This window comes from Hyalangium gracile, from assembly GCF_020103725.1.
Classification (GTDB): Bacteria; Myxococcota; Myxococcia; order Myxococcales; family Myxococcaceae; genus Hyalangium; species Hyalangium gracile.
This window is the reverse complement of the sequence record NZ_JAHXBG010000026.1, coordinates 125,516-136,666: the sequence shown is the minus strand read 5'-3', so window position 1 is coordinate 136,666 and position 11,151 is coordinate 125,516. Positions and strand designations below refer to the sequence as shown.

Genomic DNA, 11,151 nt, shown 5'->3' with positions numbered 1-11,151 from the left:
TCACGCGGGGGGATTCGCGCGTGCGATAGTGGTCCCCGCCGATTCCCTCGCGAGGCGGCCCACGCGCACGGGCCGCCTCCTTTCATCTCCACGCCAGGGCCTATGCACTTCGACGACATCACCGTTGAACCCACCCGTGTCATCTTCTGGGGCTCCCGCGCCGCCTTGGAGGTTCGCAGCCCCCTGCCGGGCGTCCTGCGGCTTCGTCACCTGCCCTGCCTGACCCACTCCGCGCTCATGCCGGGCGAGCTGCCGCCCAAGCAGTCCTGGGCCGTCGTGGAGCACACGGACCGGCCGCTCTCGTTCCGGCAGGAGGCCCCTGGCCAGGCGGCGGTGGTGGGGACGCCCGAGCTGTCCGTGGAGGTGCTGCCCGCCCAGGGCACGTGGCGCCTGCGTGACGCGGAGGGTCGAGAGCTCACCCGGTGCGAAGGCTTCTCGGGAGAGACCTACCCGGACTACCCGGTGACGCGCTTCCGCTCGAAGCTCTCGCTGTACTCCCCGCCCGACGAGGCCTGGCTGGGCTTCGGCGAGAAGGTCGGCGCGCTGGACAAGCGGGGCATGCACTTCCGCTTCTGGAACACGGACGTGCTGCCGCACCACCCGGACACCGATCCGCTCTACCAGTCCATCCCCTTCAGCCTCGGGCTGCGCCAGGGCATCGCCTGGGGCTTCTTCCTGGACGAGTCCTGGAGGCTGGAGGCGGACGTGGCGGTGGACGACGCCTCGCTCGTGCGGTGGGAGTCCGCTGGCCCCGAGCTGGACACCTACCTCGTCGCGGGGCCCCTGCCCGCGGACGTGGTGCGCCGCTACACCGCGCTCACCGGCCGCCCTCCCCTGCCGCCCCTGTGGAGCCTGGGCGCGCAGCAGTCCCGCTGGGGCTACGAGAACGCACGAGAGATCCGCTCCGTCATCCACGGCTACCGCGCCCGGCAGCTCCCGCTGGACTGTGTGTACCTCGATATCGACTACATGGAGGGCTACAAGGTCTGGACGTGGGACCGGACGCGCTACCCGGACCCGGCGGGGCTGGCACGCGAGGCCGCCGAGCACGGCGTGCGGCTGGTCACCATCATCGACCCCGGAGTGAAGGCCGAGCCGGGCTACCGCGTCTATGACGAGGCGCTCGCCGGCGACTACCTGGTGCGCAACGACCGGGGCAGCGTGCTGCTGGGCGAGGTGTGGCCCAAGCCCGCCACCTTCCCGGACTTCACGCGCCAGGAGGTGCGCCAGTGGTGGGGCCGGCAGCACCGGGAGTTCCTCCAGGCAGGCGTCGCCGGCTTCTGGAACGACATGAACGAGCCGGCCTGCTTCAAGCTCATCAACGCGCAGGAGACCTTCTCCATCCCCACCGCGCCCGCGGTGGACCTGGGGAAGGTTGAAGGCCCCACGCTGCCGCACGACGCCCGGCATGGCGACAAGCGCCACCTGGAGGTGCACAACGTGTACGCGCTCGGCATGGCGCGAGCGGCGTACGAGGGGCTGCGCGAGCTGGCTCCGGAGAAACGCCCCTTCGTGCTGACGCGCGCCGGCTCGGCCGGAATCCAGCGCTACGCCGCGGTGTGGACGGGAGACAACTCCAGCTACTGGGCGCACCTGGAGCTGTCCATCTCGATGATGCTGGGGCTGGGCCTGTCCGGCGTCGCCTTCACGGGCGCGGACGTGCCCGGCTTCCTGGGACGCGCCAGCGGGGAGATGCTCGTGCGCTGGACGCAGCTGGGCACCTTCTACCCGCTGCTGCGCAACCACTCCGCCAAGGGCACGCCTCCGCAGGAGCCCTGGCGCTTCGGCGAGCCCTACCTCTCCATCACCCGGCAGTGGCTGGAGCGGCGCTACCGGCTGCTGCCCACGCTGTACTCACTGATGCACGAGGCCTCGCGGGAGGGGCTGCCGGCGATGCGCCCCCTCATCATGTACGCGCCAGGGGACGCGGAGGCGCTGCGCATGGATGACGCCTTCTACCTGGGGCGCGATCTGCTCGTCGCACCCGTGATGCGCCAGAACCGGACGCGGCGGCACGTGTACCTGCCCGAGGGCCGCTGGCTGCCCTTCTTCAACCTCGCGCCCTCGGGGGAGCTCCTCGACGGGCAGCAGCACACCCTGGCCGCGGCGCCGCTGGACACGGTGCCGATGTGGCTGCGGGCCGGGGGCGCGCTGGCCCTCACCGAGCCCGCGCTGCACACCACCACGGCCAACTGGAAGCAGCTCACCTGGCACATCCACGCGGCGCCACGGGTGGAGGCGAGCCTCTACGAGGACGAGGGCGAGGGCTATGGCCCGTCGCGAGTGACTCGGCTGACGGGGACAGGAGAGACCGGGCGCCTCGTCCTCGAGCGCACCACGGAAGGCAAGCTGCCGCAGGCGCGCGAGCGCGAGACGCTGTGCGTGTACGGCGTGTCCGCGCCACGAGAGGTGCGGGGCGCGCGGCAGCACCGCTTCGAGGAGGGACGGCTCACCGTGGAGGTGGAGGGCGGCTGGCAGCGGCTGGAGATCCTTTCATAGGGATGCGCTCCAAACCCGGAGCGCTTTGCAGAAGAGGGGCACACACATGAAGAAGGTACTGGCGGGCCTCGCGGCGGCGATGGCGCTGATCACCCCCACTCTGTCCCAGGCGGAGAAGCTGGTCATCGCCTGTGGCAGCGTGGGCATGGAGAAGGACCTCTGTACGCAAGGCGCTCAGGCCTGGGCGAAGAAGACCGGGCACACCGTGGAGATCATGAGCGCGCCCACGGACACCTCCCAGGAGCTGGCGCAGCTCCAGCAGCTGATGGCCGCGGGCTCCACGGACCTGGACGTGGCGCGCATCGACATCGTCTGGCCGGGCATCCTGGCCAACCACTTCCTGGATCTGAAGCCGTACATCTCCGAGGACGTGCTCAAGCAGCACTTCCCCTCCATCGTCCAGAACAACATGGTGAAGGGCAAGCTGGTGGCCATGCCCTGGTTCACGGACGCCGGGGTGCTCTACTACCGCAAGGATCTGCTGGAGAAGCACGGGCAGAAGCCGCCCACCACGTGGCAGGAGCTGGCCCAGTCCGCCAAGGTGGTGCTGGAGGCCGAGAAGAAGGCGGGCAACGACAAGCTCGTGGGCCTGGTCTTCCAGGGCAAGTCCTACGAGGGCCTGACGTGCACCGCGGTGGAGTGGCTGGACTCCTTCGGCGGCGGGACGATCGTGGATCCCCAGGGCAAGGTGACGCTCAACAACCCGAAGGCGGTGGAGGCCGTGGACTTCTTCGCCTCGCTGGTCGGCACCGTGGTGCCCCGCGGCGTGCTGAGCTACGAGGAGGAGGGCGCGCGCGGTGCCTTCCAGTCCGGCAGCGCGGTGTTCATGCGCAACTGGCCGTACGCCTGGGCGCTGGCGAACTCCAAGGACAGCATGGTCAAGGGCAAGGTGGGCGTCATCGCGCTGCCCAAGGGAGGCCCGGACGGCAAGTCCACGGGCACGCTCGGCGGCTGGCAGCTCGGCGTGCCGAAGTACTCCAAGAACAAGGAGCTCGCGGTGGACCTGGTGAAGTACCTGACCAGCGTCGAGGAGCAGAAGCGCCGCGCCGTGGTGGGCTCGTTCAACCCCACCATCACCAGCCTCTACCAGGACAAGGAGCTGCTCGCGGCCAACCCGTTCTTCGGCAGCCTCTACGACACCTTCATCAACGCGGTGCCGCGGCCGACCATCACCGGCGCGAAGTACAACCAGGTGAGCACCGAGTTCCGCAACGCCGTCTACGCCACGCTCTCCGGCAACGGCAAGGCGGCCGACAACCTCGCCAAGGCCGACGCGAAGCTCAAGGCCCTCAGCAAGGGCGGTAAGTGGTGAGCTGACCCGAGCACGGGATGCCTGGCTGAAGCCCGCCGGGCATCCCTCGCGTGGGAAATAAAACAGCCCTCCAGCCCTGCGCGTCCGTTCCGGCCACAACTCGGGAGGAACCGCATGACCGCAAGGCAGCAGAGAGTGTGGCTGGCGTCCCTGGCAGCAGCATGGGTGGCCGACCAGCGCTCCGGTGGAGCTGCGCACGGACAACACACCCCCTTCTTCCAGGGCCCGGCTACGGAGGGCAGTAGAAGACGGTCATGGCCATGTGGTCGACCCGGGGATGGTCGTTTCCGGATTGGGATGCATAGCGCGTGGAGAGCGCGGCTCCGAACCCGGGCGCGTTGACCTCGGCCGGCGTCCACGTGCGGCCCCACCCATCGGCCACGCCCCCATAAGGCACCGTCTCCAGGCCGGCCCACACCTCTGGTCTGCCGCGATCCTCTTCCAGGGGTTGGTCCCCGACCATCAGCCGCACTCGGCCGTCCACGAGCCCAACGGCAGAGAGGGATTCACGCTTGATGTCGAGCCGGAGCCCGGTGATCCGAGCACCCTCCGGGATGGAGAACCCGTAGCCCGTCGTGCGCAGATCGTCAGACACTTCGTTGTCGATCATCCCCTGAATGAGGGCGAACAAGCCGTCGTCCAGGAGCACGTCGTCCGTCGCGAGCCAGGAACGGGTGCGCGGTGTACTCGTGGCCTGCGCCGGCAGGGCAGACACCTCTCGCTGCACGGGATCGTACAGCACCGACATCCGGATGTGGTCCACCCGAGCCTCGTTGGGAGTGACGTTGGTGGTCCGCGTCACGTTGAAGGCCGCGCCGAAGCCAGGGTCCGCGACGTCCGCCGCGGTGAGCACCCCCACCGTCGTCACCGCGTCTCCGTACCCCGCATAGACGGGCTCCGTGCTCCACAGCGGCCGGGAAGTGAAGCGTCCGCTGACGACGCCGCCCTTCACCCGCCAGACTCCGTAATCGGCGAACCCGGTCGTCGAACCGGCGCGCTCCACCTCGACGAACAACCCGGAGGGGATCTTCCCCGCCGGCAGCGAGAGACCGAAGCCGGTCGCCTTCAGGTAGTGGGTGATCTGGTTGCGCGCCAGGTTGGACACGGTCGCGAAGGTGCCATCATGCTCGGCGGCCGCCTGGGGGTTGGTCCACGCCACCGTTCCAATGGAGGCATCGTCCTGGACGAGTGACGGGCTGGCGGGACCGACGCGGGAGGCGTCGGTGTAGAAGATGGTCACCCGCACCGAGTCCACCCGCGCTTCAACGGGGCCCCCCGTGCCGGAGTGGCGGGCACTGAGGATGACTCCGAAGCTGGGGTCGTTGATGATCGTCGGGCTCAGCTCGGACGTCTGCCACAGATCGTTGGGCCCACCGTACGTGGCGATCCCCGGGGATGCGGACCAGGGCTCGGAGCTGGGGCGGTTGGAATACTGGCTCACCGGAGAGTCGAGCATCACCAGGTGGTCCATGACGGCCTCCTCCACCGAGGCCGAGCGCTTGACGTCCACGCGGATGCCGCGGATGGCCGCGTAGGGGGGCAGGTTGAAACCCCACCCCTTGAGCACGAGGGCCTCCGTCACGTCCCCACGCCGCAGCGTGGCCGTCGTCGCTACACCGTCGTCGAGACTGACACTGGAGGGCTGGCTCCAGGCGACGGTGCCGGAGACGTTGGCCGCCACCGTGGGTGAGCGGGGCCCCTGGGAGAGCGGGGTGTCACAAGGGAGGGTGACCACGGCGGAGGGCGCCGATCGGGCGGAGACGGTGCCGATGGGGCTGCTCGCGGTGACTCGCAGGCGAACCGTGCCCCCGAGCTCCTCCGCCGCCAGGAAGTAGGAGGCCTGGGTGGCGCCGGGGATGTCCGTGCAGGCGTCGCCCCCGGCGTCGCACCGCTCCCACTGGTAGGCATACGTGGCGTCCGGCACCGCCTGCCAGGTGCCCTGCGTGCCGGTCAGCGACTGCGTGATGCGCGCGTTGCCCGAGAGGGTGGGGAGCGCGGCGTTGAGCAGCACGCCCACCACCGGCGCCGTGGCGGCGGAGCGCGCCGTGCCCGAGCCACCCGCGTTCGTCGCCGTCACCTCCAGCCGAAGCGTGGCGCCGAGATCCGCCGCGACGGGGACGTAGGTGCTGGCGGTGGCGCCACTCACGGCATTGCAGCCCTCGCCCGAGGCGTCGCAGCGCAGCCACCGGTACGTGTACGTGAGGGCGCCTGAGCTTGCCCAGGTGCCTGGACTGCCCGTCAGGGTGCTCCCTCCTCGGGCCTCACCCGAGATGGTGGGCGCCGAGACCTGTGAGGGCGCCAGTGGGAGGATGACGCTCGTGCGCGGCGCGCGAGCCTCTCCGGAGCGCTCCCCGTCCTTCACGGACACGAGCACCTGGAGTGTCGAGCCGACGTCCGCGGCCCCCAGGAGATGCTCCGTTCCGGTCTCGCCAGGGATGCTGGCACACGCCTCGCCCTCGGCGCCGCACCGCTCCCACTGGTACGTCACCGTCGCGCCTGCCGGCGGCGACTCGCCCCCGAGGCTCACCGTGAGCGTCTGACCCTCTCGCGGTGTGCCTTGGATGGACGCCTGGACGTCGATGGGATCCGAGCCGGAGCAGGCGGTGAGCACGGCCAGGGACACGAGCGCGGTGGCTCGGAACAAAGAGCAGACGGGTTGACGCATTGGCTGGGGATCTCCTCGGTGGGAGTTTTACCCCAGGTGAACCGCCCAGCCAGCCCCAAGCGCTTCAGCGCGCTCCCTTCACCTCGAGCCGCTCATCGGCGACCTTCTCGCCCCGCATGAAGGACTTCATGCGCTCCAGGATGCGTGGGTCCGACTGGAAGAGGCCGTCATGGCCCGCGCCTTCCAGCACCAGGTGCACGGCTCGGGACAGTCCCGGGCGCAGGGCCTCCGCGTTGTCGGGCGGCGTGCGGCCATCCAGCGTCCCGCTGATCATCAGCACGGGGTTGGAGGCCTTCAGCGGACCTCGAAACGCCTCGCCCAGATCCACCATGCCGGGAATCCACGCGGCCTCGGGCACGCCCGCGTTGACCGCGCCTCCCAGCATCGCCGTCCCCGCCTCTCGGGCAATCCGGGCGCGCCGCGTGGGGCTGACGCCGGAGGCGGCATCCATGGCCAGCGGCATGGGCTCCAGCGTGCCGCCCCGCAGGAGCGGCGCGAAGGGAGCCATCGCCTCGAAGGCCCCCGCCTCCAGCGCGGAGAGCAGCGCCAGGAAGCGCTGGAAGGTGGCGGGGTCCCGCAGGGACTCGAACGCAGCCAGCTGCAGATCGAACCGGCTGGCGAGCCAGGTCTGCGAGGCCCCCGTCTTGGGGTCCGTGAACTTCACGGGGCGCGGGCTGCGCTCCAGCTCGTCCAGCAGGGTCTTCAGGCGGCTCCGGAGTCGCTTGCCCGACTTGTCCTGGGCTCGCAGCAGGGCATCCCAGCGGTCCAGCAGCGCCTCGGCGTGAGCGGGCCGCTTCCAGGTGTCGTCCGGCCCTTCCACCCCCGCCAGGATGACGCGCTCCACCTTGTCCGCATGGCGCCTCAGGTACGCCAGCCCCAGGTGAGTGCCGTAGCTGATGCCCCAGAGGTTCAGGCGCGGCGCGCCCAGGGCCTGGCGGAGGGACTCGAGATCCTCCGCGCTCTCCACGGTGTTGAAGGCACCGAGATCCACGCCGGCCGCGGCCCACTCCCTGGCGGCCTGGGTGGCCGCCTCCTTGAGCGTCGCGTCCAGCATCGCCGCATCCATCGGCTGGTCCAGCGGGACGGTCCAGGGATGGCTCAGCTGGGGATGGGGATTGGACTGTCCCGTGCCTCGCTGATCCAGGGCGATGACATCCGCCACCTCTCGGAGCGCCAGGAAGAGCTCATACCGAACCCCTCTCGCTGCCTCGATGCCCGAGCCTCCCGGCCCTCCCGCCAGGTACACGATGGGCGCGCCGGGCTTGGGGTTCGTGCTCTTGAAGCGGACGAAGCGCAGCGTCAGCGAGGGGCCCTCGGGCCGGGCGTGCCGCAGGGGCACCTTCAAGGCGCCCAGCTCCGCCTCCACGGTCCGACCATCCTTGGCGCGGAAGGTGTGGGGCTCCAGCTGAAGACCCGAGGCATGCGCCAGGGCCAGGGGGGGCAACAGGATCAAGAGCGGCAGGGCTCGCATGTGTCTCCTCCAGTGAGTGCGCCTCAACCCTAGGAGCCCCCCGAGCCTCTCGCTGGAGGTGGTCGCCCAACGTCTCGTGGCGTCGCCCAGGTGCGATGCGGGCGGTACGGGCCCGCGTATGCTGCGAGCCGTGATGCCTCGCTGGCTGCTCATTGGATGCCTGGGGATCTTCCTCTCGGCCCAGACGCCGGTCCCCTCGCCCCCTTCGTTCGAGGAGGGCCTGGTCGAGGTCCACACGGAGGAGCTCCCCGTGGAGCGCGCCCTGGCTCCCGGCGGCGAGGGCTGGCGCACCGTGTCCTCGGCGCGAGTGGCCGAGGGGCCGAGCCCCTTCTGGATGCGCACCCGCGTCCAGGTTCCACCTCGAGAGCCCGAGGATCCCACGCCCATCCTGGCGCTGTCGCTGCTGGGCTCGTGGGAGGCCTGGTGGGATGGCGTGCCGCTGGGGCGCAACGGCCGCGTGGGCCGTACCCCCGAGGAGGAGCTCCCTGGACAGGTGGACGTCCTGCTGCCCCTTCCCCCGGAGCTCGCCACGCCGGGCCCTCACCTGCTGGTGCTCCGCGCCTCGTCGCACCATCGGGGGTTCCAGCCCGTCGGCACGCTCTACCGCCTCCAGGTGGGCGAGGCGTCGCGGCTCGCCCGTGCGCGCCTGCTCTGGCTCGTGCCTTCCCTGAGCATGCTGGGGGCGCTGGTGCTGATGGGACTGCACCACCTGGCGCGCTACCTCATGGAGCGACGCAGCCGCGCCACCCTGCTGCTGGGACTGCTCTGTCTGGCGGCCTCGGCCCTGCTGCTGCTCGAGGCGTGGCGAGGGCTGACGAGCTATCCCTACCCCCTGCACATCGTCCGGCTGTGGCTCCTGTCCGCCTCCGTGCTGGCCGTGGCGCTCCTCCTCCCCGCCACCCTGCACGTGGCCTTCAGCGAGCCCCGCCGGGCGCCCTGGTGGGGGCTCCTGGCGGTGAGCCTGCTCGGGCTCTCGGGAGTCCGGGGTTTCGATGGCAGGCACACCCTGGCCCTGGGCGCCTCCCTGGTTGTCTCCGGGGTGCTCGTGCTGCGAGCCTGGCAGCGCCGGGAGCCGGGCGCCGGAGCCGCCCTGGCGGGGCTGGCCTTCGCGACGCCGCTCTACATCGTGGATCCCCAGGCCTTTCCCGAGCGCGGCTTCTTCCTCGCCTTCGGTGGGCTGCTGCTGTGCCTGGGTGCCGCGCACGCCTACCAGCTCCGCCACCAGCAGCAGCGCCTGGAGGCCGCCACTCGCGCCTCGGAGCGGCTCCAGCTGGAGCTGCTCAAGCGCAGCATCCAGCCCCACTTCCTGATGAACACGCTGGGCGCCCTGAGCGAGTGGATCGAGACGGAGCCCACGCAGGCCGTGCGCTTCATCGAGTCGCTGGGCGCGGTGTACCGGCACCTCCTCGGCGTGTCCGGCGAGCGAGCCATCTCCCTGGCGCGGGAGCTGGAGCTCTGCCGGGCCTACCTGGAGGTCATGGGCTATCGCTATGGCCAGGCCTTCACCCTGGAGGCGCCGAGCGTGGATGGCGAAGCGACCGTGCCGCCGGCGGTGCTCCACACCCTGCTGGAGAACGCCTTCAGCCACAACCGCTACACGGCCCCCGCCACCTTCCGCCTCGAGGAGGCGCGAGCAGCAGGCCGTCGGCGCTATACCTTCACCGCGCCGCTCTCCGCCGGTGCGAAGCCTGGGCTGGGCGAGGGCACGGGCACCCGCTACCTGAAGGCGCGGCTGGAGGAGCTCTTCCCTGGGGCCTGGAGCCTGAAGGATGGGCCGACGGAGGCGGGGTGGACCACGGTGCTGGAGATGCCCGCATGAGAGTGCTCATCGTGGAGGACGAGCCCGTGGCGGCCCGGCGCCTGGAGCGGCTCTGCCAGGAGCTGCTCGGCCCGGGCACTCCCCCTCCCCTCGTGCGCGCCAGCCTCGCGGATGCACGCGAGCTGCTTGCCGAGCGCACCGTGGAGCTCGTGCTGCTGGACCTCAACCTCGCGGGAGAGGACGGCTTCTCGCTGCTGGAGGAGGCGGCGGCCGGCGCCTTCCACACGGTGGTGGTGTCAGCGAGCGCGGACCAGGCCCTGCGCGCGTTCGAGCTCGGGGTGCTGGACTTCGTGGCCAAGCCCTACACCCGTGAGCGCCTGGCCAAGGCCCTCACGCGCGTCCAGGGCCGTGCGGCGGCGCCCTTGAGGACGCTGGCCGTGCGCAAGGGCGGAGGCATCGTCCTGGTGCCCCTGGAGACGGTGGCCTACATCCAGGGCGCCGGGGACTACGCGGAGCTGGTGCTCCGGGACGGCCGCACCGAGCTGAGCGAGAAGAGCCTGGAGCGGCTGGAGGCCCTGCTCCCCTCGGACTTCCTGCGCATCCACCGCTCCTACCTGATCCGCCTGCCCGACGTGGCCCGCGTGTGGACCCAGGAGGGCTCGCGCACGAGCGTGGAGCTGAAGGATGGCACCCGGCTCCCCGTGGGCCGCAGCCGCGTGAAGGTGCTCAAGGAGCGGCTCGAAGGAGCGCACTGACGGTGAAGCCCCCTGTACTCCCACGCGGGAGGTAGAGTGGTGCCTCCTCATTTCAACCTGGGAGCATGGATGAAGAGCTGGCGTATCTGGGCAGGGGTGACGTTGCTGGGACTGTCTCTGGCGTGTGGCGGAGACGACGAGGAGGAGACCGGACCCAAGGGTACGCAAATCGACTGCAGCTGGTTCGCGGGCGACAACTGCTACAAGCAGGCCCTGGCGAGCGCGCGGTCCTGCATGCCGGCGGAGGCGGACACAGGCACCCTCACCGCCGCGGGCGATCGCTGCACCTACACCTCGGGGCACAGCGTCACGTTCAAGAACTCCGTCAACAACGCGGACAACAACGACTACGTCTGGGACTTCGAGCTCTCCAGCAGCGCGGGCAAGTGCATCGGGTACCACGAGACCTCGGGCGGGTTCCGCCTGGAGACTCCCTCGGGCACGTTCACCGAGGAGACGATGGGGCTCGCCCTGCAGCTCACCTGTCCGGACGGCAGCCAGTTCTACATGTCCAACGCCTTCAACGCGCTCGAGTGCGGCTTCGACAAGCTGCCCGGCTACGCCACCAGCTCCAGCGACAACTCGGTGAACTTCTCGTTCATCGGCACGGGCGTGCAGGCCACCGACGCCTTCACCTGCACCCGCTGAGGATTGAGCAGGAACCCACCCCGAAGCACCCCCTGGATCGCG

At 70.4% G+C, this 11,151-nt stretch carries 7 protein-coding genes; 5 read left to right on the top strand and 2 right to left on the bottom strand.

Annotated elements, in window-relative coordinates; translation table 11 throughout:
• The first annotated feature begins 102 nt into the window (after positions 1–102).
• A complete protein-coding gene (locus tag KY572_RS37565; RefSeq protein WP_224248533.1) occupies positions 103–2,499 on the top strand; it encodes a glycoside hydrolase family 31 protein in 2,397 nt (798 codons plus the stop codon).
• A gap of 46 nt (positions 2,500–2,545) precedes the next feature.
• Entirely contained in the window at positions 2,546–3,811 is a 1,266-nt protein-coding gene (locus KY572_RS37560; RefSeq protein ID WP_224248532.1) for an ABC transporter substrate-binding protein, read from the top strand.
• A gap of 229 nt (positions 3,812–4,040) precedes the next feature.
• On the opposite strand, the gene KY572_RS37555 is transcribed toward KY572_RS37560, so the two are convergent.
• Positions 4,041–6,476: a hypothetical protein gene (locus KY572_RS37555; RefSeq protein ID WP_224248531.1), complete on the bottom strand. Its 2,436-nt coding sequence runs from the start codon at positions 6,474–6,476 to the stop codon at positions 4,041–4,043.
• A gap of 64 nt (positions 6,477–6,540) precedes the next feature.
• Positions 6,541–7,947, bottom strand: coding sequence for an alpha/beta fold hydrolase (locus tag KY572_RS37550; protein WP_224248530.1), 1,407 nt, complete (start codon positions 7,945–7,947; stop codon positions 6,541–6,543).
• Positions 7,948–8,065: 118 nt separating this feature from the next.
• On the opposite strand from KY572_RS37550, the gene KY572_RS37545 reads away from it, so the two are divergent.
• The 3 genes from KY572_RS37545 to KY572_RS37535 all read left to right on the top strand — a co-directional run bounded on the left by KY572_RS37545 (position 8,066) and on the right by KY572_RS37535 (position 11,109).
• On the top strand, positions 8,066–9,766 hold the full coding sequence (locus KY572_RS37545; protein WP_224248529.1) for a sensor histidine kinase: 1,701 nt from the start codon (positions 8,066–8,068) through the stop codon (positions 9,764–9,766).
• Positions 9,763–10,461, top strand: coding sequence for a LytR/AlgR family response regulator transcription factor (locus tag KY572_RS37540; protein ID WP_224248528.1), 699 nt, complete (start codon positions 9,763–9,765; stop codon positions 10,459–10,461). Before KY572_RS37545 ends, KY572_RS37540 begins: the two co-directional genes overlap by 4 nt.
• 69 nt (positions 10,462–10,530) lie before the next feature.
• Positions 10,531–11,109: a hypothetical protein gene (locus tag KY572_RS37535; RefSeq protein ID WP_224248527.1), complete on the top strand. Its 579-nt coding sequence runs from the start codon at positions 10,531–10,533 to the stop codon at positions 11,107–11,109.
• Positions 11,110–11,151 lie beyond the last annotated feature (42 nt).

What these genes read in the sequence shown, in the direction of transcription:
- KY572_RS37555 (WP_224248531.1), bottom strand. Translation starts at nt 6,476, where the DNA reads ATGCGTCAACCCGTCTGCTCTTTGTTCCGAGCCACCGCGCTCGTGTCC.
- KY572_RS37565 (WP_224248533.1), top strand. Translation starts at nt 103, where the DNA reads ATGCACTTCGACGACATCACCGTTGAACCCACCCGTGTCATCTTCTGG.
- KY572_RS37535 (WP_224248527.1), top strand. Translation starts at nt 10,531, where the DNA reads ATGAAGAGCTGGCGTATCTGGGCAGGGGTGACGTTGCTGGGACTGTCT.
- KY572_RS37540 (WP_224248528.1), top strand. Translation starts at nt 9,763, where the DNA reads ATGAGAGTGCTCATCGTGGAGGACGAGCCCGTGGCGGCCCGGCGCCTG.
- KY572_RS37560 (WP_224248532.1), top strand. Translation starts at nt 2,546, where the DNA reads ATGAAGAAGGTACTGGCGGGCCTCGCGGCGGCGATGGCGCTGATCACC.
- KY572_RS37550 (WP_224248530.1), bottom strand. Translation starts at nt 7,947, where the DNA reads ATGCGAGCCCTGCCGCTCTTGATCCTGTTGCCCCCCCTGGCCCTGGCG.
- KY572_RS37545 (WP_224248529.1), top strand. Translation starts at nt 8,066, where the DNA reads ATGCTGCGAGCCGTGATGCCTCGCTGGCTGCTCATTGGATGCCTGGGG.